This is a genomic window from Micromonospora sp. WMMD1155, from assembly GCF_029581275.1.
In the GTDB taxonomy this organism is placed as follows: Bacteria; Actinomycetota; Actinomycetes; order Mycobacteriales; family Micromonosporaceae; genus Micromonospora.
Genome location: NZ_CP120742.1, coordinates 6457818 through 6480998, shown reverse-complemented (window position 1 = coordinate 6480998; position 23181 = coordinate 6457818). Strand labels below are relative to the sequence as shown.

At 71.9% G+C, this 23181-nt stretch carries 20 protein-coding genes; 13 read left to right on the top strand and 7 right to left on the bottom strand.

Annotation, left to right across the window (positions count from 1 at the left end):
• The first annotated feature begins 26 nt into the window (after positions 1-26).
• From rfbA to O7617_RS29575, 4 genes are all read left to right on the top strand, one after another.
• On the top strand, positions 27-926 hold the full coding sequence (gene rfbA, locus O7617_RS29590; RefSeq protein WP_282259617.1) for a glucose-1-phosphate thymidylyltransferase RfbA: 900 nt from the start codon (positions 27-29) through the stop codon (positions 924-926).
• Positions 923-1546, top strand: a complete 624-nt coding sequence (gene rfbC / locus O7617_RS29585) for a dTDP-4-dehydrorhamnose 3,5-epimerase (RefSeq protein ID WP_282259615.1) — start codon at positions 923-925, stop codon at positions 1544-1546. Before rfbA ends, rfbC begins: the two co-directional genes overlap by 4 nt.
• 68 nt (positions 1547-1614) lie before the next feature.
• Complete coding sequence (pafA, locus tag O7617_RS29580; RefSeq protein ID WP_282259613.1) at positions 1615-2973, top strand: Pup--protein ligase; 1359 nt, start codon at positions 1615-1617, stop codon at positions 2971-2973.
• A 67-nt stretch (positions 2974-3040) separates the two neighbouring features.
• Positions 3041-3244: a hypothetical protein gene (locus O7617_RS29575; RefSeq protein WP_282259611.1), complete on the top strand. Its 204-nt coding sequence runs from the start codon at positions 3041-3043 to the stop codon at positions 3242-3244.
• Positions 3245-3374: 130 nt separating this feature from the next.
• Here O7617_RS29575 and O7617_RS29570 read toward each other — a convergent pair whose 3' ends face one another.
• Both O7617_RS29570 and O7617_RS29565 read right to left on the bottom strand, forming a co-directional pair.
• Complete coding sequence (locus tag O7617_RS29570; protein ID WP_282259609.1) at positions 3375-4460, bottom strand: DUF3866 family protein; 1086 nt, start codon at positions 4458-4460, stop codon at positions 3375-3377.
• Positions 4461-4520: 60 nt separating this feature from the next.
• A complete protein-coding gene (locus tag O7617_RS29565) occupies positions 4521-5528 on the bottom strand; it encodes a cation diffusion facilitator family transporter (RefSeq protein WP_282259607.1) in 1008 nt (335 codons plus the stop codon).
• A 117-nt stretch (positions 5529-5645) separates the two neighbouring features.
• Between O7617_RS29565 and O7617_RS29560 the strand changes: the two genes are divergently transcribed.
• From O7617_RS29560 to O7617_RS29535, 6 genes are all read left to right on the top strand, one after another.
• Entirely contained in the window at positions 5646-6644 is a 999-nt protein-coding gene (locus O7617_RS29560; protein WP_282264903.1) for a WYL domain-containing protein, read from the top strand.
• Entirely contained in the window at positions 6641-7696 is a 1056-nt protein-coding gene (locus O7617_RS29555) for a YafY family protein (protein WP_282259605.1), read from the top strand. Before O7617_RS29560 ends, O7617_RS29555 begins: the two co-directional genes overlap by 4 nt.
• 10 nt (positions 7697-7706) lie before the next feature.
• Positions 7707-7952: a hypothetical protein gene (locus O7617_RS29550; protein ID WP_282259603.1), complete on the top strand. Its 246-nt coding sequence runs from the start codon at positions 7707-7709 to the stop codon at positions 7950-7952.
• A 160-nt stretch (positions 7953-8112) separates the two neighbouring features.
• Positions 8113-8427: a Sec-independent protein translocase subunit TatA gene (gene tatA / locus O7617_RS29545; protein WP_088989654.1), complete on the top strand. Its 315-nt coding sequence runs from the start codon at positions 8113-8115 to the stop codon at positions 8425-8427.
• Between the two features lie 18 nt (positions 8428-8445).
• Positions 8446-9399 carry a twin-arginine translocase subunit TatC gene (tatC, locus tag O7617_RS29540; protein WP_282259598.1) on the top strand — a complete coding sequence of 318 codons (954 nt, stop codon included), beginning with the start codon at positions 8446-8448 and terminating at the stop codon, positions 9397-9399.
• A gap of 146 nt (positions 9400-9545) precedes the next feature.
• Positions 9546-10490: a diacylglycerol kinase gene (locus tag O7617_RS29535; RefSeq protein WP_282259596.1), complete on the top strand. Its 945-nt coding sequence runs from the start codon at positions 9546-9548 to the stop codon at positions 10488-10490.
• On the opposite strand, the gene O7617_RS29530 is transcribed toward O7617_RS29535, so the two are convergent.
• Together O7617_RS29530 and O7617_RS29525 are read right to left on the bottom strand one after the other, a co-directional pair.
• Positions 10453-11364, bottom strand: a complete 912-nt coding sequence (locus O7617_RS29530; RefSeq protein WP_282259594.1) for an EamA family transporter — start codon at positions 11362-11364, stop codon at positions 10453-10455. The genes O7617_RS29535 and O7617_RS29530 overlap by 38 nt on opposite strands.
• A 241-nt stretch (positions 11365-11605) precedes the next feature.
• Positions 11606-12364, bottom strand: coding sequence for an HAD-IA family hydrolase (locus O7617_RS29525; RefSeq protein ID WP_282259592.1), 759 nt, complete (start codon positions 12362-12364; stop codon positions 11606-11608).
• Positions 12365-12450: 86 nt separating this feature from the next.
• Here O7617_RS29525 and O7617_RS29520 point away from each other — a divergent pair, with 86 nt between their 5' ends.
• Positions 12451-15240, top strand: coding sequence for a DEAD/DEAH box helicase (locus tag O7617_RS29520; RefSeq protein ID WP_282259590.1), 2790 nt, complete (start codon positions 12451-12453; stop codon positions 15238-15240).
• A 163-nt stretch (positions 15241-15403) separates the two neighbouring features.
• Positions 15404-16285 carry an MHYT domain-containing protein gene (locus O7617_RS29515; RefSeq protein WP_282259588.1) on the top strand — a complete coding sequence of 294 codons (882 nt, stop codon included), beginning with the start codon at positions 15404-15406 and terminating at the stop codon, positions 16283-16285.
• Between the two features lie 9 nt (positions 16286-16294).
• Here the strand turns inward: O7617_RS29515 and O7617_RS29510 are convergent, their stop codons facing one another.
• The 3 genes from O7617_RS29510 to O7617_RS29500 all read right to left on the bottom strand — a co-directional run bounded on the left by O7617_RS29510 (position 16295) and on the right by O7617_RS29500 (position 20701).
• The gene (locus tag O7617_RS29510) at positions 16295-17137 is read right to left on the bottom strand and encodes an endonuclease/exonuclease/phosphatase family protein (protein WP_282259586.1); all 843 of its coding nucleotides are present in this window, start codon (positions 17135-17137) and stop codon (positions 16295-16297) included.
• A gap of 128 nt (positions 17138-17265) precedes the next feature.
• Positions 17266-18204 carry a superoxide dismutase gene (locus tag O7617_RS29505; RefSeq protein ID WP_282259585.1) on the bottom strand — a complete coding sequence of 313 codons (939 nt, stop codon included), beginning with the start codon at positions 18202-18204 and terminating at the stop codon, positions 17266-17268.
• A gap of 163 nt (positions 18205-18367) precedes the next feature.
• Positions 18368-20701: a beta-L-arabinofuranosidase domain-containing protein gene (locus O7617_RS29500; protein WP_282259583.1), complete on the bottom strand. Its 2334-nt coding sequence runs from the start codon at positions 20699-20701 to the stop codon at positions 18368-18370.
• Between the two features lie 707 nt (positions 20702-21408).
• On the opposite strand from O7617_RS29500, the gene O7617_RS29495 reads away from it, so the two are divergent.
• Positions 21409-23166: a family 43 glycosylhydrolase gene (locus O7617_RS29495; RefSeq protein ID WP_282264902.1), complete on the top strand. Its 1758-nt coding sequence runs from the start codon at positions 21409-21411 to the stop codon at positions 23164-23166.
• Positions 23167-23181 lie beyond the last annotated feature (15 nt).

The following is a 23181-nucleotide window of genomic DNA, read 5'->3' as shown; positions in this document are numbered from 1 at the left end:
GGCGCCGGTCCGGCTAGGCTCTCCCGGTGCGTGGAATCCTACTTGCCGGCGGCACCGGTTCGCGGCTCTGGCCGATCACCCGGGCGGTCTCGAAGCAGCTCATGCCGATCTTCGACAAGCCGATGGTGTATTACCCGCTCTCCACCCTGATGATGTCCGGGGTCCGGGAGATCCTGGTGATCACCACTCCGGAGGACCAGGACCAGTTCCGCCGGCTGCTCGGTGACGGCAGCCACCTGGGGCTGCGGCTGGAGTACACGAGCCAGGAGCGCCCGGAGGGCATCGCGCAGGCGTTCATCCTCGGTGCGGACTTCATCGGCGACGAGTCGGTGGCGCTGATCCTGGGCGACAACATCTTCCACGGCGTCGGCCTGGGTCGGCAGCTCGCCAAGCACGCCGACCCGATCGGCGGGCGGGTCTTCGCCTACCAGGTGGCCAACCCGCAGGAGTACGGCGTGGTCGACTTCGACGACGCCGGCCGGGTGCGCTCGATCGAGGAGAAGCCGGCCCGGCCCAAGTCCCGGTACGCGGTGCCCGGCCTGTACTTCTACGACAACCGGGTGGTGGACATCGCCCGCAAGATCACTCCGAGCGCCCGCGGCGAGCTGGAGATCACGGCCGTCAACGAGGCGTACCGGGAGACCGGCGAGCTGTCGGTCACCGTGCTGGACCGCGGCACCGCCTGGCTGGACACCGGCACGTTCACCTCGATGATGCAGGCGGCCGAGTTCGTCCGCGTCGTCGAGGAGCGGCAGGGCCTGAAGATCGGCTGCGTCGAGGAGGTCGCCTGGCGGTCCGGGCTCATCGACGACGACCAGTTGCGCGCGCTCGCCACGCCGTTGACCAAGAGCGGCTACGGCGACTACCTGCTCGGTCTGCTGGCCGAGCAGGACGCTCCGGTCGGCCAGCACGGGGGTGCCTGGTGAAGATTCGGGAGTTGGGCATCGAAGGCGCCTGGGAGATCACCCCGCAGCAGCACGGCGACCCGCGCGGCATGTTCATGGAGTGGTACCGCTTCGACGCGCTCGCCGAGGCGGTGGGGCACCCCCTGCGGTTGGCCCAGGCCAACCTGTCGGTCTCGGCGCGAGGTGTGGTGCGCGGCATCCACTTCGCCGACGTCCCACCCGGGCAGGCCAAGTACGTCACCTGCGTACGCGGCGCGGTCCTCGACGTGATCGTGGACCTGCGGGTGGGCTCGCCGACCTTCGGCCGCTGGGAGGGCGTCCGGCTGGACGACACCGACCGTCGGGCGGTCTACCTCAGCGAGGGGTTGGGGCACGGTTTCTGCGCGCTGACCGACGACGCGACGCTGAGCTACCTCTGCTCGGCCACCTACAACCCGACCGGTGAGCACGCGGTGCACCCGCTGGACGAGGAGTTGGGCATCGAGTGGCCCGCCGACGCCCCGCTGCTGTCCGCCCGCGACGACGCCGCGCCGACCCTCGCCCAGGCCCGCGAGCGAGGTCTGCTGCCGGAGTACGACGCCTGCCGGCGGTTCGTGGCGAGTCTCGGCCCGGACGGAATGTCGCACTCAACCGGTATGTGAGCACGCCTGGAGCACGACCTGTGGTGTGACAGTGACGAACCGGGCCTCCGGGCGGCTAATGTCACACCATGGAGCGGCGAATCTTCGGCCTCGAGACCGAGTACGGCGTCACCTGCACCTATCGCGGGCAGCGGCGGCTGTCCCCGGACGAGGTCGCGCGCTATCTGTTCCGGCGCGTGGTGTCCTGGGGGCGGTCGAGCAACGTCTTCCTGCGTAACGGGGCCCGGCTCTACCTGGACGTCGGGTCGCACCCGGAGTACGCGACACCGGAGTGCGACTCGGTGACCGATCTGGTCGCCCACGACCGGGCCGGCGAGCGGATCCTGGAGGGCCTGCTCGTCGACGCGGAGAAGCGACTGCACGACGAGGGCATCGCGGGTGAGATCTACCTGTTCAAGAACAACACCGACTCGGCCGGCAACTCGTACGGCTGCCACGAGAACTATCTGGTCTCCCGACACGGCGAGTTCGGTCGGCTCGCCGACGTGCTCATCCCGTTCCTGGTCACCCGGCAGTTGATCTGCGGGGCCGGCAAGGTCCTGCAGACCCCGCGCGGCGCGGTCTACTGCCTGTCGCAACGCGCCGAGCACATCTGGGAGGGCGTCTCCTCGGCGACCACCCGCAGCCGTCCCATCATCAACACCCGCGACGAGCCGCACGCCGACGCCGAGCGCTACCGGCGGCTGCACGTGATCGTCGGGGACTCCAACATGAACGAGGTCACCACCCTGCTCAAGGTCGGCACCGCCGACATCGTGCTGCGGATGATCGAGGCCGGGGTGGTGATGCGCGACCTGTCCCTGGAGAACCCGATCCGGGCGATCCGGGAGGTGTCGCACGACATCACCGGCCGGCGCAAGGTGCGACTGGCCTCCGGCAAGGAGGTCAGTGCCCTGGAGATCCAGCAGGAATACCTGGCCAAGGCCACCGAGTTCGTCGAGCGGCGGGGCGGCGACCAGGCCGCCAAGCGGGTCGTCGAGCTGTGGGGCCGGGTGCTGCACGCGGTGGAGACCGGTGACCTGGAGCCGGTGTCCCGCGAGATCGACTGGGTCAGCAAGCTGCGGCTGATCGAGCGCTACCAGCGCAAGCACGACCTGCCGCTGTCGCACCCCCGGGTGGCGCAGATGGATCTGGCCTACCACGACGTTCGTCGCGGTCGCGGCCTCTACGGGTTGTTGGAGCGCCGCGGTGAGGTCGACCGGGTGGCCACCGACCCGGAGATCTTCGAGGCGAAGGAGACCCCGCCGCAGACCACGCGGGCCCGGCTGCGCGGCGAGTTCATCCGGCACGCCCAGGAGAAGCGACGCGACTTCACCGTCGACTGGGTGCACCTGAAGCTCAACGACCAGGCGCAGCGCACCGTGCTCTGCAAGGACCCGTTCCGGGCGTACGACGAGCGGGTGGAGCGGCTGATCGCCAGCATGTGACGGGTGTGCCGGCCCCGGCGGTGCTGTGCGTCGACGGGGCCGGCGCAACCGGTAGGCTGAGCGCGCCATGACGACTTCTGGACCATCCGACCGCTCCGAGCCCTCCGAGCGCGGCACCGAGCGGCAGAACTGGGTCGAACGCCGGCGGGAGAAGATCCGCGCCGAGATCGACCGCAACCGACGCGGTGAATACACCGTGCCGACCTGGGTGCTGGCCCTGGCCCTGGCCCTCATCGTGGGCGGCTGGCTAGCCCTGATCTTCCTGGCCTAACCCCACCCCACCCCCCCCGCTCGGCGTCGATCATGGACTTGTGGTGGGAACGACAGCCGTGGAAATCCACCTTCCGGCCACCCCAACTCCATGATCGACGGGAGCGGGGGTTGGGCCGGGGCAGGGCGGGTTAGGGGAGCAGGGCTGCCGCGTGGCGGCCGGCGGCGGCGGCCGCGAGGAAGTAGGCGTGGTCGGCATCGAGACCGCGGCCCATGGTGGACAGCGGCACGGTGGTGGCCCGCAACGCGGCGTCCAGACCTGCGGTGGGCACCCGGACGATCCGGTGTCGGGCCGTCAGCGGCGCCAGCGACGCGTCCACCTCGGCGGCGAGGGCCGGGTCCAGGTCGTCGGGCACCACCAGCTCCGCCGGGGCGAGCGCCACCCTGCCGTACGCGGTCAGGCTGTGGTGTGACACGCCCCGGTGCCGGGGGCGGGGATCGGCGTCGGAGATGCGCAGCGAGCCGACCGCCCGGCCGCCCAGCGTGACGATCGCGTTGACCGCCTCGCCGACCGCGACGCCGGAGAAGCCCCACCGGGTGCCGGTACCCAGGTTGCCGGGGCCCTGGGCGACGATCGCCACGTCGGCGCCCAGCACGTGCCGGGCGGCGAGCAGACCACCGTGCAGGGTGGTGGCCTCCAGGTCGCCGCCGAATGCCTGCCCGACGGTGATCGTGCCGACCAGTTCTCCACGCAGCCCGGCGAGGGTGCGGGAGAACCAGGCGGGCAGCGCCCCACCGTCGGTGAGCAGGTACGCCACCCGCGCCCGCGGGGCGTCGGCGCGGATGCCGGCCAGGATCGCCGGCAACGCCGAGTGCAGGTCGGCGGTGACCACCGGCAGACCGCCCAGGTCGTCCGCGTCGGCCAGCACGTCGCGGTGCGGGGACGCCTCCTCGTCCACGCCGAGCAGGATCGGCTGCAACGGCGTGTAGCGGGCCTTCACCAGGTGCCCGGCGTCACGGGTGTCGCCGACCGACCCAGGGTCCGGCGGCAGCCGGTCCGGCAGGGCCACCACCAGGGCGTACCCGCCGGTGCCCAACCCCATCAGCAGCGCACCGGCGTTGAGCAGCACCCGGTCGCCGGGCTCGGGAGTACCGACCAGTTCCGGGTAGGCAAGCGCCCGCATGCTCGTGCCGTCGGCGAGGTCGACGTCCAGCTCCACCGCCCCGGTCCACTGCCGTCGCAGCTTCGCCACCGTCCCCGTACGCCATCGCACCATGACGGGCACGCTAGCCGCGCGGGCCCGACGGCCCGCGCCCGGGTGCGGCGGTGGTGTCGGTCAGGCCGACTCGGGGCTGCCGTCGGTGCTCGGCCCCGGCCCGGCCTGGGTGTGCCGGGCGGTGCCGGTGGCCCCCGGCAGCGAGCGGGTGGGGTCGAGGAAGACGAACCGGATCTCCGGGTACCGGCCGGTGAGCCGCCGCTCGGCCTCGTCGGCGGCGGCCTCGATCTGCGCGCCGGTCGCCTCGTCGCGGAAGTCGACCTTCGCGGCGACCAGGATGTCGTCCGGGCCGAGCTGCATGGTCAGCAGGGTGTCGATGCGCTCCACCTCGGGCAGCGCCGCCAACTCCTGCTCGATCTCCCGGCGCAGTCGCTCCGGGACCGCCCGGCCGACCAGCAGCGACAGGTTGTTGGCGGCGAGGATCCCGGCGACGGTCAGCAGCAGCAGCCCGATCAGGATCGACGCGATGCCGTCCCACACCTCGTCGCCGGTGGCGTGCGACAGGCCGACGCCGAGCCCGGCCAGCACCAGACCGATCAGGGCCGCGCTGTCCTCCAGGAAGACCGCCTTGACGGTGGTGTCGGCGGTCAGCCGCAGGAACCGTCGGGGCGTGGTCCGCCACCGTCGGGACTCCCGGCGAACCTGGCGCACCGCCCGGGCCAGGGAGATCGACTCGATGACGAACGACACCGCGAGCACGACGTACGAGATGAGGTAGTCGCCGCTGTGCTCGTGCACCAGGATCGTGGTGACACCGTGGGTGACGGCGAAACCGGCGCCCGCGACGAAGGTGAACATCGCCGCGAAGAACGCCCAGACGTAGCTCTCCTTGCCGTACCCGAAGGGGTGCCGCTGGTCCGCCGGTCGGGAGCCGCGGCGCAACGCCTGGAAGAGCAGCACCTCGGTGGTCGTGTCGGCGAACGAGTGCGCGGCCTCGGAGAGCATCGCGGCCGAGCCGGAGATCACCCCGGCGATCAGCTTGGCGACCGCGATGGCGAGGTTGGCGGCGCCCGCGACGATCACGGTGCCGACGCTCTCGCTCTCGGGCCTGGCCTCCGCTTGCGACATGAGGCTCACCCTATGACCGGAACCGACGACGCGCCGGGCGAGCACCGATCCGAACAAGTGTGCGGCACGCCCGCGCGGGTGCACGTCGTGGGCGCGTCGGCTGCTAGCGTCTACCGCGTGTCGCGGACCCGCACCGAACGCCTGGTCAACCTGGTGATCTGCCTCCTGTCCACGCGACGGTTCCTGACCGCCGCGCAGATCGCCGCGACCGTACCCGGTTACGAGCATGATCCGGACGACGCGCGCGACCACGAAGCGTTCCAGCGCAAGTTCGAACGGGACAAGGCCGAGCTGCGCGAACTGGGTGTGCCACTGGAGACGGGCACGGCGAGCGCCTTCGACGCCGAGCCCGGTTACCGGATCGCGCACCGCGAGTACGCCCTGCCCGACATCCTCCTGGAGCCGGACGAAGCCGCCGCCGTCGGCATCGCCGCACGGTTGTGGCAGCACGCCGGGTTGGCCGCCGCGGCGTCGTCCGGGCTGGCCAAGTTGCGCGCCGCCGGGGTGGACGTGGACCCGCAGGCCACCCTCGGCCTGGAGCCGATGGTCACCGTCGACCCGGCGTTCGCGCCGCTGACCGCCGCCGCCCGGGACCGCCGCGAGGTCGGGTTCGACTACCGGGTGCCCGACCGGGACGCACCGAGCCGTCGGCGGCTGCAACCGTGGGGCGTGGTCTGCTGGCGGGGCCGGTGGTATGTGGTCGGCCACGACCGGGATCGGGAGGCGACCCGCTGCTTCCGGCTGTCCCGGGTCGTCGGCGCGGTCCGGGTGACCGGTGCGCCCGGCGCGTACGAGCCGCCGGCCGACGTCGACCTGATCAGCCACGTGGCCCGGTGGTCGGGGCCGGTGGAGCACACCGGTCGGGCCACCGTCCTGGCCGCACCCGGCCGGGCCGCCGGGCTGCGCCGCTGGGCGGTGGAGGTGACCACCGGGCCGGACGGCGACCGGCTGGTCCTGCCGTACGCGGATCCCGACGGGCTGGCCGGTCACCTGGTCGGCTACGGCCCGGACGTGCGGGTGCTCGACCCACCGGAGGTCCGCGAGGCCGTCATCCAACGACTCAAGGAGATCGCCGTCCGCCACGACGACCTGGCCGTCACCGGGGCTGTCCGGTGACCCGCCCGGCCGCCCGGGGCGGCTCCCGCGCGTCCGCGGACCGGTTGGCCCGGCTGCTCAACCTGGTGCCGTACCTGCTGGCCCGCCCCGGCATCGAGATCGCCGAGGCGGCCGGCGACCTGGGTGTCACCGAGCGGCAGCTCCGGGAGGATCTGGAGCTGCTCTGGGTGTGCGGGTTGCCCGGCTACGGTCCCGGTGACCTGATCGACATGGCGTTCGACGGCGACCGGGTGACCATCACCTACGACGCCGGCATCGACCGGCCGCTGCGGCTCACCCCGGACGAGGCGCTCGCGTTGGTGGTGGCGTTGCGGATGCTCGTCGAGACGCCCGGGGTCGCCAACCGGGAGGCCGTCGAACGGGCCCTGGCGAAGATCGAGGACGCGGGGGACCTGGTGGGCGCGCCGGTGGCGGTCCGGCTGCCCGGGGACACCCGGCGGGTCGAGGCGCTGCGGGCCGCCGTGGAGGGCGGGAAGGCGCTGCGGATCACCTACTACACGGCGGCCCGGGACGAGACCACCGACCGGGTCATCGACCCGCTGCGGGTGCTGATGGTCGGCGGCCGGGCGTACGTGGAGGCGTGGTGTCGGCGGGCCGAGGCGGTCCGCCTGTTCCGGGCCGACCGGATCGACGCGATCACCGAGTTGGCCGAGCCCGCCGCGGTGCCGCCGCAGGCCGTCCCGCACGACTTGACCGATGGGGTGTTCCGCCCGTCGCCCGACCTGCCGTTGATCACGTTGCGCATCGGTCGCAGCGAACGGTGGATCACCGAATATTATCCGTGCGAGCGGGTCGAGGCGGGCGACGGCGACCAGTGGCTCGTCTCCCTGCGGGTCACCGACCTCAACTGGGCTCGCCGGTTCGTGCTGGGCCTCGGGCCGGAGGTCACGGTCGTGGCTCCGGCCGAGTTGGCCGAGCAGGTCCGGGCGACCGCGGCCGCCGCCCTGGACGCGTACGCGGTGCCCGCGCCGACGACAGCGCCCCGGCAGCCGGAGGCCGAGCCGGGCAACGCGCCGTCGGGCGACCCGGCGGTGGTCGGCCGCACCCAGTAGGCTGACCGCCGTGCTGATCTGGATCGTGCTCGCGGTGGTGCTGCTCCCGCTCGTGGCGCTCGCGCTGGCCGTGCGCCCGTTGCTGACCCGGCTGCCCCGGCTACGCCGCGCCGCCGTGGCGTTGCAGCGGCGGGCCGCCGAGGCCGAGGCGCTGCGGGACACCGCCGAGGCGTTGCAGCAGCGGGCCGAGGGGGTTCAGCGCCAACTCGACACCGCGTCCCGGCGGGTCGCGCTGATCAAGGCGAAGCGCGGCTGACCGAGCCCTCATCCGGCGGCTGTTGACGGATCATCCCGGGTTGGTCAAGACTTCACCCTCCGGGCCAGACCACCACCACCCGGCGGGTGGCGGGCAGCCGATCCGCACGTACGATGGGCTGCGTACCACCCCCTCGGACACAGACCGACTGGAGCTTCTCATGGGTGCCCTCAAGCCGTGGCACATCGCTGTTCTCGTGGTTGTGCTGATCCTGCTCTTCGGTGCGAAGCGGCTCCCCGACGCGGCCCGTTCGCTGGGTCGGTCGCTGCGGATCATCAAGGCCGAGACCAAGAGCCTGCAGGACGACGACCGCGACCTCGCCGAGAAGGCCGACGCGCAGGCCGGCTACCAGCCGCTGCCGCCGCACGCCGGGCAGCAGGCACCGTACGCCGGGCAGCCGCAGCAGCCGCCGTACCAGCAGGCGCCGCCGCAGCAGCCGGTCGTCGACCCGGTGCACCGCGTCCGCGACAACTGACCGAAGGGCACCACTGTCGTGGCCTTCGCCCTGCGTAAGCGCGGCCCGAGCACGTTCGAGCGGGCCGCCGACGGCTCGATGACGCTCATCGAGCACGTCCGCGAGTTGCGCAACCGTCTGTTCCGCGCGTCGCTGGCGATCATGGTCGGCTTCGGCGTCGGCATCTGGCTGGCGACGCCGGTCCGGATCCTGCTGTCGAAGCCGTACTGTGACCTCCCGGCCTCGATGGATCCGGTCTCCGGCAAGTGCAAGTTCGTCCAGCTCGGTGTCGCGGACGTCTTCCTGCTGAACCTGAAGATCGGCCTGTGGGTGGGTCTGGTCATCGCGGCGCCCATCTGGCTCTACCAGCTGTGGGCGTTCATCGCTCCGGGGCTGCACCGGCACGAGCGGCGCTACGCGTACATCTTCACGGCTCTCGCCGCGCCGCTGTTCGCGGCCGGCGCGGTGCTGGCCTTCTTCGTCACCACCAAGGGCCTTGAGTTCCTGCTCAACGTGTCCGGCGATGACATCGCGACCAACCTGGAAGTCACCCGGTACATCTCGTTCGTCACCAACCTGATCCTGTTGTTCGGGGTGGCGTTCGAGTTCCCGCTGATCGTGCTGATGCTCAACTTCGTCGGTCTCGCCAGCGCGAAGCGGTTGCTCAGTTGGTGGCGGGTGGCGATCTTCGTGTTCTTCGCGTTCTCCGCGGTGGTCACCCCCACCCCGGACCCGTTCGGGATGACCGCGTTGGCGCTCTGCCTGTCCGCGCTCTACTTCGCGGCGGTCGGGGTCGCGTTCATCAACGACAAGCGGCGTGGGCGGGGCAAGGAGGTCTACGCCGGCATCGACGACGACGAGGTGTCGCCGTTGGAGTTCGACGCGGACCCGGTCGTGGCCGGGCAACGGGTCGACGCGGCGGAGCCGATCGGTGTACCCGAGCCGATCGCCAAACCGGCACCGATCGAGCGTCGCTACGACGACATGACCTGACGGCTCCGCGCCGACCGGTCAGCCGACGCCGCCCCCGTCGATCGGGGGCGGCGTCGCCGCGTCACGCCGAGCGTCGGCGGCGAGACTGATGGTGACGACGCCCGCCCCTGGTGAACGGCGGGTGTCCGACCGGTACGGTGCTGCCCGTGACCGCAGACGATCACCTGCCGGGCCCGGTCGACCGTGCCCCGCTCCCCGGTGGCCCGGTGGCCGTACTTACGAACCCGACCGCCGGCCGGGGACGCTACCGGGCCCTGCTGCCCCGGCTGCTGGACGGTCTGGCCGCCGCGGGGCGGCCGGTCCGGTTGTTGCCGGCGTCCGGGCCGGGCGAGGCGGAGGCGGCGTGTCGTGCGGCGGTCGCGGACGGCGCGGGAGCGCTGGTCGCGATCGGTGGGGACGGCACCGTGCACCGGGCGCTGCAGGCGGTCGCGGGCACCGACGTGCCGTTCGGGCCGATCCCCGCCGGCACCGGCAACGACTTCGCCCTGGACACCGGGTTCCCGGCCGATCCGCTCACCGCGGCGGACGTGATCGCGTCGGCGTTGCGCGACGGCCGCAGCCACATCGTCGACCTGGCCCGGATGCGCGGGGCCGACGGCACCGAGCGCTGGTACGGGGCGGTCCTCGCCGCCGGGTTCGACGCGATCGTCAACGAGCGGGCCAACCGGATGCGCTGGCCACGCGGCCCGCGCCGGTACGACCTGGCGATCGTCGTCGAGCTGGCCCGGCTGCGTCCGCGCCGCTACCTGATGCGCCTGGACGGGGTGTCGCACGAGCTGGACGCGGTGCTGGTGGCGGTGGGCAACTGCCCCACGTACGGCGGCGGGATGCGGATCTGCCCCGACGCCGACCCCACCGACGGGCTGCTCGACGTGGTGGTGGCGGGCCGGGTCGACCGGCGGACGTTGGTCCGGGTCAAACCGCGCATCTACCAGGGCACCCACGTCAGCCATCCGCTGGTGCGCAGTTTCCGGGCCCGCACCGTGGAGTTGGCCGCCGAGGGCATCACCACGTACGCCGACGGGGAACGCTCGTTGGGTCTGCCGGTGACGATCAGCGCCGTCCCGGGGGCCGTGCGGCTGCTGCGTTGACCCGTACCGCACCGATGCTCGCCGCGATCACCAGCAGGATCGCGGCGCATTCCAGCACTGTCAGCTCCTGGCGCAGCACCAGCCAGCCGGCGAGGGTGGCGACGGCCGGGCCGAGGCTCATGAGCACCGCGAAGGTGGCGGTGGGCATCCGCCGCAACGCCAGCAGCTCCAGGGTGTAGGGCAGCCCGGAGGCGAGCACGGCGAGGGCGGCACCGAGGGCCAGCACCGGCGGGTCGAGCAGCACCGCGCCGCCGTCGACGATGCCCAGCGGCAGGGTGACCACCGCGGCGACGACCAGCGACAGGGCCAGCCCGTCCGCGCCCGGGAACCGGCCGCCGACCCGCGCGCTCAGCACGATGTACGCGGCCCACATCGCCCCGGCGCCGAACGCGAAGGCCACCCCGACCGGATCGAGCCGGTCGAAGCCACCCTGCCCGAGCAGCGCCACCCCGGCCAGGGCCAGGCCCGCCCAGGCCCAGCTCGCCAGTCGTCGGGCGCTGAACACCGACAGGGCGAGCGGGCCGAGGACTTCGAGCGTCACCGCCGGGCCCAGCGGGATACGTTCGATGGCCTGGTAGAACAGCGAGTTCATACCGGCCAGCGCGAGGCCGAACGCGCCCACCGCGAGCCAGGCCGACCGGTCGTGCCCGCGCAGTCGGGGCCGGCACACCACGAGCAACAGCACCGCCGAGATGGTCAGCCGCAGGGTGACCGCACCGGCCACACCGGTACGCGGGAAGAGCAACGCGGCCACGGCGGAGCCGAACTGCACCGACAGGGCACCGCCGAGCACCAGCCCCACGGCGACGACGCCACCGCGCCGGGCTGGTGGCGTGTCGGTGGGTGCCGACGCGGGCAGCAGGGTGTCCGTCACGGCCCTGACGCTAGGCGGTCGGCTCCCGGGCCTCGCGGGCGGTGTCGACAGCCGGCCCGGTACGTCACGCTGCCGGTCGCGGCGTCGACCGCGATGGGATCGACTCCACTTCGGCGAGGTGGCGGTATCAGCGCGGCGGGATGGCCCCACTCCGGCGATCTGGTGTCGATCATGGGTGGGGCCGCGGCGAGGTGGGGTATCGGCGTGTCGGAGACCCGCCGACCAGCCTGTACGGCGTGTGTCAGGCCGCTCGGGCGAGGTCGAGCACGGCCCCCAGCCCGTTCTCCCGGCCCGGCTCGGCGGCTGGGAGCACCAGCACCGAGCAGCCGGCGGCCACCGCTCCCGCGTCGGCGGACGTGTCGCCGACCATCAGGGTCTGCTCCGGGTCGACGCCGAGCATCCCGCAGGCACGCCAGAAGATCGCCGGGTCGGGCTTGCAGCGCCCCACCTCGTAGGAGAGCACGAACGCGTCGACCAGGTCGGTCAACCCCCACGTGTCGAAGTGCGGCCGCAGGTCGAAGCCGATGTTGCTGACCACGGCGACCGGCACCCCGGCGTCGCGTAGCGCGGCCAGCGTGGGGGCGGTGTCGGCGTACGGCAGCCACCCGTCGGCGGTCAGCAGCCGTTCGTAGAGCGCGTCGGCGAAGCCGTCGATGCCCGCGTCGACGGTCTCGGCCAGCCCGGTGTACGCGCCCCGGTGGGCGTGTTGGTAGAGGTCCCGGTCGGCCCACAGCTCGGCCAGGCGGGGCGGCACCCGTGCCGGCAGCGGGCCACCGGCGCGCCCGGCGGTCAGCAGCCGGTCGGCCAGCGAGGTGGCGCGGACGTGGTCCAGGGTGACCCCGCAGGCCGCGGCGGCCTCCCGCACCCACTGTCGGGGCTCTTCCACCTGTGCCAGCGTGCCGTGGAAGTCGAAGAGCACGGCCTTCACCGGGCGTCGGGACGCCCGGCGCTCGGCGCTGCCCGGCGGACTGGTCTTGGGCGGTTCGGCATGGTCCGGCACGCCGTGCACCCTACCGACCGCCCCCGACGGCACCTCCGGACGGCCTTGTGGGGTGTCCTGTCCCGGCACGCACTAATCTTGGTCTCATGTCGAGTCCCGCCGAGCGGTACGCGGAGGCCCGTCGTCGGGCCGCGCAGGCCTCACAGTTTCCCGCGCTGGAGGAGTTCGCCCTTGACCTGGGCTTCGACCTCGACGACTTCCAGCGGGAGGCGTGCCAGTCGCTGGAGCGGGGCAGCGGTGTGCTGGTCTGCGCCCCCACCGGCGCCGGCAAGACGGTCGTCGGTGAGTTCGCGGTCCACCTGGCGTTGCGCGGGCGGCCCGGCGACCCGGTGGGTGAGGGCGCGGCGACCCGGCGCAAGTGCTTCTACACGACCCCGATCAAGGCGTTGTCCAACCAGAAGTACCACGACCTGGTCGCCCGGTACGGCGCGGAGCAGGTCGGTCTGCTGACCGGCGACAACGCGATCAACGGCGACGCGCCGGTGGTGGTGATGACCACCGAGGTGCTGCGCAACATGCTCTACGCGGGCTCCAGCACCCTGCAGGGCCTCGCGTACGTGGTGATGGACGAGGTGCACTACCTGGCCGACCGGTTCCGTGGTGGGGTGTGGGAAGAGGTGATCATCCACCTGCCCGCCTCGGTCACCCTGGTCTCGTTGTCGGCGACCGTCTCCAACGCCGAGGAGTTCGCCGACTGGCTGGTCACCGTACGCGGTGAGACCGCGGTGGTGGTCAGCGAGCACCGGCCGGTGCCGTTGTGGCAGCACATGCTGGTCGGCAAGCGGATGTTCGACCTGTTCCACGACGCCGACGCCGCCCGCAAGCACGACGTGCACCCGGAGCTGCTGCGCTACACCCGGGAGACCGCGCGGCGACTGGAGCTGGGCGAGGGCCGCAGCGCGGGGCCGGGCGCCGGTCGGCGGGGCCCGCGCTGGCGGGGCCCGTTGCGCCCGGACATCGTCGACCGGCTGGACCGGGAGGGTCTGCTACCGGCGATCCTGTTCATCTTCAGCCGGGCGGGTTGCGCCGCGGCGGTGCAGCAGTGTCTGGCCGCCGGGTTGCGGTTGACCTCCCCGGAGGAGCGCGCCGAGATCCGCCGGGTCGTCGAGTCGCGGGTCACCGCGATCCCCGGCGAGGACCTCACCGTGCTGGGCTACTGGGAGTGGCTCGACGGTCTGGAGCGTGGTCTGGCCGCCCACCACGCCGGCATGCTGCCGGTGTTCAAGGAGGTCGTCGAGGAGCTGTTCGTCCGTGGCCTGGTCAAGGCGGTCTTCGCCACCGAGACCCTGGCGCTGGGCATCAACATGCCGGCCCGCTGTGTCGTGCTGGAGCGCCTCGTCAAGTACAACGGCGAGGCGCACGTCGACCTGACCCCGGGGGAGTACACCCAGCTCACCGGGCGTGCCGGCCGCCGGGGCATCGACGTGGAGGGGCACGCCGTGGTGGTGTGGTCCCCGGAGACCGACCCCCGGCACGTGGCCGGGCTGGCGTCCACCCGCACCTACCCGCTGCGCTCCAGCTTCCGACCCTCGTACAACATGGCGGTGAACCTGGTCGGCTCGGTGGGCGCGGAGCCGGCCCGGGCCCTGCTGGAGTCCTCGTTCGCCCAGTTCCAGGCGGACCGGTCGGTGGTCGGCCTGGCGCGGCAGGTGCAGCGCAACACCGAGACCATCGAGGCGTACGGCGCGGAGGCCGCCTGCCACCACGGCGACTTCGACGAGTACTTCGCGTTGCGGGTGGCGATCACCGATCGGGAGAAGGCCATCGCCCGGCAGGGGCAGACCCAGCGCAAGGCCGCCGCCGTGGCCTCGTTGGAGCGGCTGCGCGTCGGCGACGTGATCCGGGTGCCGTCGGGCCGGCGGGCCGGGCTGGCCGTCGTGTTGGACCCGGCGACCGGTGGGTTCGGTGAGCCCCGGCCGTTGGTGCTCACCCAGGATCGTTGGGCGGGGCGGGTCAGCCCCGGCGACTTCACCACTCCCGCCGAGGTGCTGGCGCGGATCCGGGTGCCCAAGCACTTCAACCACCGTTCGCCGGCGGCCCGGCGGGATCTCGCCGCCGAGGTGAGCGGCACCGGCCTGGACCGGCACGGCGGTCGACGGGGTGGCCGTTCCCGGCAGGTGACCGGCGAGGACCACCGGCTGACCCAGCTGCGCACCGAGTTGCGGCGGCACCCCTGCCATGCCTGCCCGGAGCGCGAGGACCACGCCCGTTGGGCGGAGCGGCGTCGCCGGTTGGAGCGCGACACCGAGGAGTTGCGCGAGCGGGTGTCCGGACGGACGGGGTCGCTGGCCCGGACCTTCGACCGGATCGTGGCGTTGTTGACCGAGCGCGGCTACCTCGCCCGGGACGGCGCGGTCACCGACGCCGGGCGGATGCTCGGCCGGATCTGGACCGAGGCGGATCTGCTGGTCGCCGAGTGCCTGCGCCGGGGGGTGTGGAACGGGCTGTCGCCGGCCGAGTTGGCGGCGGCGGTGTCCGTGGTGGTCTTCGAGGCGCGCCGCGACGTCGACGAGCGGGCGTCACTGCCCCGCGGGCCGGTGGCCGACGCGGTGGACGAGACGCTGAAGCTGTGGGGGGAGATCGAGGCCGACGAGGCGGCGCGCGGGTTGGCCGCGACCCGGGAGCCGGATCTCGGGTTCGCCTGGCCCGTCTACCGGTGGGCCCGGGGTGAGGCGCTGGCCAAGGTGCTCGGCAGCGGTCACGAGATCGACGGTGAGATGCCCGCCGGTGACTTCGTCAGGTGGGCGCGGCAGGTGGTCGACCTGCTGGGTCAACTCGCCGACTCCGGTGGCGCCCCGCCGGAGTTGCGATCCACCGCACGGCAGGCGATCGCGGCCATCAACCGGGGTGTCCTGGCCTACCACACCTCGGCCTGACCATCACGCTCAGTTGCCATCGCTGCCGAATCGACGCGTCGGACGGTCACCGCCACGGCCCCCTCGAATAGGGCCGGAGGTGCTATTGCGCCTGATCACGGCACCCCTGATCATTGCCCGAGCGCTTTGTTGACGCGCCGGTAACGAGGGGGAGAAGGCAGCAGTGGGGGACATCAATCACTTTGAGTACGGGTGGATCACGCCGGCGTTGAGCTATGCGCTGTCCGTGCTCGGTTCCGTCCTCGGTCTGGTCTGCGCCGGGCGTATCCGTACGGCACGGACGAGCGGGCAGCGGGCGTGGTGGGGCCTGCTGTCGGCGTGGGCGTTGGGCGGCACCGCCATCTGGGCGATGCACTTCATGGCGATGCTCGGGTTCGCGGTGGAGAACACCCGGATCCGCTACGACGTGCCGCTGACCGTGGCCAGCACGATCATCGCGGTGGTGGCGGTCGGTATCGGTCTGGCCATCGTCGGCACCGGCCGGTTGAACGCCTTCCGACTGATCGCCGGTGGCGTCTTCACCGGGGCCGGCGTGGCCGCCATGCACTACACGGGCATGGCGGCGATGCGCCTCAACGGCACTCTCGGGTATGACGCCGTCCGCGTCGCGCTCTCCGTGGTCATCGCCGTCGTGGCGTCCACCGTCGCGCTGTGGCTCGCGATGACCGTCCGTCGGGGGATGGCGGTCTTCGCCTCCGCGCTGGTCATGGGCGTCGCCGTGAACGGGATGCACTTCACCGGGATGAGCGCCCTGTCGGTGCACCGCCACGAGGGTGCGGGCCGCGAGGTGACCGGTGCCGGCGTGAGCAGCCTGTTGGTGCCGATCATGCTGGCGGTGATCTTCGGGGTGGTCGGCCTGCTCTACGCGTTGCTGGCCGCTCCGACGGACGACGACCGGGCCGCCTCGGCGTACCTCAGCGGGCGTCGGGTCGCGGAGCCGGCAGCCGCGACGCCCGCCCCGGACCCGGTCGGGTTGCGCGCCCACTCCACCCTCGGTCAGCCGGGCACCCCGTTCCCGTCGCGCCGGGACACGCCGCCCCGCTGACGCCGGGCCTCAGGTCGGTGGCCGGTCCTCGACGACGAGGGTGGCCAGCAGCCCCGGGTGGTCGGTCGCCTCGCGCATGGGCACCGACCTGCGACAACAGATCGTCACGCCGGCCGTCGCCACGATGTGTTGGAGCGCGCCGTCGTCGACCCGCTGGTGGCCGGGCGGGGTGCAGGAGCGCACGTCCGGGTCGACGCCGGCACGGAGGTTGAGGTCACCGGCGAGCACCGCGCCGGTGCCCCCGCGGATCGTCGGCAGGATCGTGTCGAGCAGGTGCCCGCACTGCGCGAGCGCCACCCGGTAGCTGGTGTTGGCCAGGTGCGTGGTGCAGGCGAGCAGCCTGCGGTCGACGTCGACGCAGAGCCAGGCGCGCTCCTCTGGGTCGGCGAGGTCCTGCGTCGGGTGGATGCCGCGGTACACCGCATCCGGGGTGCCCGGCGTCCGCACGCGGGCCAGCAGCCCGACGCCGTACGGCTGACCGTTGCGGCACCGGGTGTCGGCGCCGCTGGGCCGGTCCCCGGCCGGTTGGAACGCGGACACCACGGCCCGCCCGGGGTGCACGGCCGCGAACACGCGCCGCAGGGCGGGGACGTCGCCCTGACAGATCTCGTTCAGGGTGACCAGGTCGGGTGCCTCGGTGTCGATCACCTCGGCGGCGACGGCCATCGACCGGCCGGTGTAGCAACCGGCCCGACCGCTGTTGCAGAGGTTGAGTTGGAGCATCCGCAGGACCGTGGGTCGGGCGGTGTCCGTGGTGTCGGCGGCCGGCGGGCCGGCCGGGAGCCCGGCGGCGGCGAGCAGGAGGCAGACGGCCGACGCTCGGCGCGGGAATCGGGACTGACGGTCGGCCACGCGCACTCCGGGTGGGGGAGGCGACTGTCGTCGCCGCGGTGGCAGTGATCGTACTCGCGGCGGGCGAAGAGCCGACCCCGCGCGGGTCCCCCCGGGGCACGCGCGCCGTGCGTACCCCCGGGGGTCGGTCAGCGCGCGCGGACCGCGACGACGGTGTACGGGGTGGTCGGGGTCGGTGGTGTGGTGAAGCGGCCGTTGGGCAGGTAGAGCCGGCCCAACGCCGTGGCGACGGTGGTGGGCACGTCGAAGTTCGGGTCGGTGATGACGGCGGTGAGCGTTCCGGCGGTGCCGGCGCGGTTCAGCGTGACGACCGCGATCTGGTTGAGGCGGTTCTGGACGACGTAGAGGGTGCGGCCGAGCAACAGCAGACCGTCGCCGTTGGTGAAGGTCTGGCCCGGCACGTCCACGGCGGTGCTCACGCCGGTCAGCGGGTCGACCCGGTACAGCGTGCCGGTGTTCGACTGGACGACGATCAGGGCCCGACCGTCCGGTGTGGTGGTGATGCCGTTGAGGTTCACGCCGGTGCCGACCTGCTCGTACGCCCCGGTGAGCGGGATGGTGGTGAAACCGTCGGCGGGGGGCAGCGCGCCGCCGCGACCGAGCGGCAGCCGGTAGAGCACCGGGCGGTTGGAGTCGGTGAAGTAGGCGGCGTCGCGGGTCAGGATCACGTCGTTGACGAACGTCGGCGCGCCGGCGAACTGGTAGCTGGCCAGCACGTCACCGGTGCGGGTGTCGAGCACGCGGGCGTCGCCGGCGGTGCCACCGGCGACGAACAGCCGGCCGCGCCTGTCGACCTTGAGGCCCAGCGACGGGGTGCCGGTGGCTGCGCTGATCGTCGTGCCCCGGCCGGTGACCAGGTCGACGCGCTGGATGGCGCCGGTCGCGCGGGAGCCGAAGTAGGCGTACTTCCCGGCGGTGGCGATGCCCTCGGGCTGGAATCCGTCGGGCAGGGCGAGGACGGTGGGTGGCGGGCCTGCGGGGTGCGCCTGCGCGGGGCTGACGGCGACGGAGGCCAGCAGGGCCACGACGAGCGCGCCGCCGAGCGTGGTGCGGAGGAGGCGGTTCACTGTGCTCCTTCCGGGCGGCAAGGCGGTGGGAGCCGACATGTCCGCCACGATCACTGGGGCCAGGACCTGTTCCACTGTACGACCGCCGCCGCCCGCCCGCCCGGCGTCACCGGCGCGGCCGACCGGGTCGGCCGCGCCGGTGAGACGTCGAGCGGGGTGGATGTCAGGCGTTGCGGACGAGCCTCCACCGGTTGTCCGCGCTGCCGTTGTCCGAGTCCTGGACGGCCTGCGCACCCCAGGCGGTCGACCCGTTCAGGATGCCGAGCAGCTTGTTGCTGTGGACGTTGCGGATCTTGTAGGTGCCGTCGCCGTTGTCCACCAGGATCCACCGGTGGTCGGCGGTGCCGTTGTCCGCCCACTGCAGGACCCGAGCGTTGTCGGCGGTGGACATGTTCTCCACGCCCAGCACCTTGCCACTGTGGACGTTGCGGAACCGGACCGCGTTGCCGTCGGTCACCATCACCCAGTTGTGGTCCGCGGTGCCGCTGTCACCCCACTGCACGGCCAGGCCGCCGTCGGCGGTGGACATGTTCTGGATGCCGAGGACGAGCCCGGTGCCCACGTTGACCAGGCGGTGGCTGCCGCCGGTGTTGCCACCGCCGCTGGTGTTCCAGTAGACCGTGTAGTTGTAGCCGTGGGCGTCCTGGAAGGGTGCCAGGTTGACGGTGGACCCGTTGGCGCTGGCGGTGAACGCCAGCGAGCTGGTGCTGGTCCGCGTGATCGAGGAGACGGTGAGCGACGGCAGGGCGCTCAGCGTGGTGTTGCCGTAGTTGCCGGCCAGCACCGTCGGCCCGTACGTCACCGCGGCCACCGAGCTGTTGTCGTTGGCGGCCCGCATGACCACCTGCATCGGCAGTCGCACGGTGATGGTGTCCCCGGCGGCCCAGGTACGGGTGACCGTCGCGTAGCTGCCCGGCGTGGTGGGCACGTTCTGCGCCGTGCCGTTCACGGCGATCGTCGCGCCGGTCGTCCAGGCCGGGATCCGCACCCGGATGCTCCACGAGCCGCTCATCGCCCCGGACAGGGTCAGGGTGGTGGTGTCACCGACCGGGTAGGTGGTGCTCTGGGTGACCGTGATGCCCCGCTGCGACCAGGTCAGGACCGACGGCGTGAACAGGTTCACGGTCAGGGTCGTCCCGTTGTAGAAATAGATGGACTCCATCAGCCTGGTGTTGATCTCCAGGCCGGTGCCCTGGCAGCACCAGAACGAGTTGTAGTCGGTGCTCCAGGTGCCGCCGCCCCACGCCGGTCCCACGCCCCGCCGCCCGCCCGGCCGCAACGGGGTGAAGTAGGTGATGTGGCCATGGCTGTCGGCCGGGTTCTGCCCACCGATCAGGTGGTTGATCAGGGCCCGCTCGTAGAAGTCGAAGTAGTCGGTCCGGTTCGGGTCGAGCAGCCACAGCTCCCGGGTCAGCTTCAGCATGTTGTACGTGTTGCACTGCTCGCACGTGTCGTTGCTGAGGTACCCGGCGATCGCGTTGGGCGCCCGGAAGTGCTCGGCCTGGCTGTTGCCGCCGATCGCGTAGGTGTGCGCGTTGACCGTCATGTTCCACGCGTTGCCGGCGATGTCCCGGTAGCGGGTGGTGCCGGTGGCCTTGAACTCCCGGGCCGCGCCGATCCACTTGGGCACCTGCGTGTTGGCATGCAGTCCGGACAGTTGGTCCTGGTTGTTGGCCAGCGGGTTGAAGACGGCGGCGTGGTCGAACCGCTGCGCGGTGGTGAGCCACCGGGAGTCGCCGGTCTGCTGGTAGATGTCGGTGAGGACGTCGTTCATCCCACCGAACTCGGTGCCCAGCATCGACTGCATCTGGCTGGAGCTCAGCCGGCTCGTCCGGGTGTCGACCCAGCCGGCGAGCGCCAGCAGCACCGTACGGGCCTGCGTGTTGCCGGTGTACCGCCAGACGTCGAGCAGCCCGGCGAGGGTCTTGTGGATGCAGTAGTAGGGCACGTTGCCGTTGGACAACGTGCGGGCTTCGAGCGCGGTGAAGTCGGACTCCGGGAAACCGGACAGGTATCCGGCGCCGAAGCCGGCGGCGGAGTTGTTGGCCTGGCACTTGGCCAGCTCGGCCACCATGTAGTTCGCCTTGTCCCGGCAGGTGGTGTCGCCGAGCACCGCGTACGCGTACGACCACGCGGTCAGGAAGTGCCCCTGCATGTGGGTCCGGAACGGGAAGTTCGGCGCGTCCCAACCGCCGTTGGTGGCGGCACCGTTGGTGGAGAGCCGGTGGTTGGCGCGGAAGTTGTAGAGCATCCGGTCGACGTCGACGAACCGCAGGTAGTTGAGCGTCCGCGTCTGGTTGTCCATCCAGCGGCCGGAGGTGAGCCGTACCTGGCCGAGGTCGAACGGGTACGCCGAGACGCCGAGGTCGGGTCGGACCGGTGGGACGATGGCCGCGGTCGCGCTGCGGGGGGTGACGGCGGTACCGGCTGCGGAGAGCGCCACGGTGGCTCCGGCGGCCTGCAGCAGGCGGCGGCGGCTGAGCGGCGGGGGTGGCATGGAACCTCCAAGGGTGCTGCGTGGTGGTGATCCGGAAGGTGGCGTCCTGCCGGTCAGCGGCACTCGAACCGCCACTGAGGGTGTCGACGCGCAGGAGGCGGGTCGCGTGTCGCAGGGTGCTGCCGTCGGAGGCGTCCGGTGCCCGTCCCGGTACGTCATCGCGGCACATCAATGTGATCGCTAACATAGTTGGTCGTTAACATGCCCGCAACCCCCGGATCGTCGGGCCGGCCACTCGGAGTGGTCCGTCGGGTCGCGGGCGTGCTGTGCACGGTGGCCGGGTGGGGTCGCGGGCGGGCCGGGAGCCGACGCCGCCGCAGAGGTTGGCCGGTGCGTCGTGACCCACCGTCACGGGAGCCGTTGACGCTCGCCCCGCCGCTCAGTACGGTGCATCGTAGATCGTGGATGTCAACGTCGATACATCGATGTGGCGATGCGGTTACGACTTTCCTCCGAACCACCCAAAAATCGAGGTCAGACGCGGGGAGGGGCATTCAAGCAAGATCTGTTAGCGCTAACACGGCTGCCGGCCGTGCGGCTCGGTGTGCGCGCGGTGACCCCGCTCGACCGGCAGGGTGGCTCGTCGATCCGAACCCGTGCACCGCGCACTCTCTGTGGGAGCAACAGTGAAGGTGAGTGAGAGAACCACGACCCGGGTCAGGCGCGCCGTCGCCTGGCTGGCCGGCCTCGTCTGCGTCCTGGCAGTGCTGCCGGCCGGTGCCGCCCGCGCGGACAATCCGATCGTCCAACACATCTACACCGCCGATCCGGCGCCGTTGGTGCACAACGGCCGGGTGTATCTCTACACCGGTCACGACGAGGACGGTTCGACGTACTTCACCATGAGGGAATGGCGGGTGTGGTCGTCGGCCGACATGGTGAACTGGACCGACCACGGCTCGCCGTTGAACCTGGCCACGTTCTCCTGGGCGGACGCCAACGCCTGGGCGGGCCAGGTCATCGCCCGCAACGGCAAGTTCTACTGGTACGTGCCGGTGCGTCAGCGCTCGAACGGGCAGATGGTCATCGGGGTCGCGGTGGGCGACAGCCCGACCGGCCCGTTCCGCGACGCCATCGGCCGGCCCCTGGTCGGCAACAACGAAATCGACCCGTCCGTCTTCATCGACGACGACGGGCAGGCGTACCTGTACTGGGGTAACCCCGGGTTGTGGTACGTGCGGTTGAACGCCGACATGATCTCGTACTCGGGTAGCGCGACCCGGATCCCGCTCACCACGGCGGGCTTCGGCACCCGCAACGGCAACGCCAGCCGACCGACCCTCTACGAGGAGGGCCCGTGGGTGTTCAAGCGCAACGGGTTGTACTACAACGTGTTCGCGGCGGAGTGCTGCTCGGAGTTCATCGCGTACTCGACCGCGACCGGTCCGACCGGGCCGTGGACCTACCGGGGGACGATCATGCCGCGGCAGGGCGCGAGTTTCACCAACCACGCCGGTGTGATCGACTTCCAGGGCGGATCGTACTTCTTCTATCACAACGGCGCGTTGCCGGGCGGTAGTGGTTACACCCGCTCGGTGGCCGTGGAGAAGTTCACCTACAACTCCAACGGCACCATCCCGACGATCAACATGACCACCACCGGCGCACCGCAGGTGGGCACGCTGAATCCGTACGTGCGGCAGGAGGCGGAGACGATCGCCTGGGGCTCGGGCATCGAGACCGAGGTGTCCAGCGAGGGCGGGATGAACGTCGGCTGGATCGAGAACGGCGACTACATCAAGGTCAAGGGTGTCGCGTTCGGCACGGGCGCCACCTCGTTCACCGCCCGGGTCGCCTCGGCGACCAGCGGCGGCCGGATCGAGGTACGCCTCGACAGCGCCACCGGCCCGACGGTGGGCACCTGCACCGTCGGTGGCACCGGCGGCTGGCAGACCTGGACCAGCACCACCTGCGCGATCAGCGGCGCGACCGGCACCCGCGACCTGTACCTGCGCTTCGCCGGCGGCAGCGGCAACCTGTTCAACATCAACTGGTGGCAGTTCGACGGCGGCACCGGTGGCGGCGGGAACGTCCTCACCAACGGCGACGTGGAGAACGGCACGACCGGCTGGGGTGTGAACGGCAGCGGGACGATCTCCCGGAACACGTCGGTCGTCCGGGGTGGCGCCGGTTCCCTGTCGATCACCGGGCGCACCTCGGCGTGGAACGGCCCCAGCCAGGACGTGACAGCGAAGATGACCAACGGCAAGAGCTACACCACGAACGTCTGGGTACGCGCGCAGAGCGGTACGCCGTCCGCGAAGGCGACGCTGGCGCTGACCGCGAACGGCACGACCAGCTACCTCCAGCTCACCCCGGCGACCGCTGTCAACGTGAACGGCTGGACGCTGCTCACCGGCACGGCGACCCCGTCGTGGAGCGGCACGCTCACCAACGCCACCTTCTACGTCGAGACGGCGGCGGGCACCGACAGCCTGCTCGTCGACGACGCCTCGTTCCAGTGACGTGCGGTGCCGGAG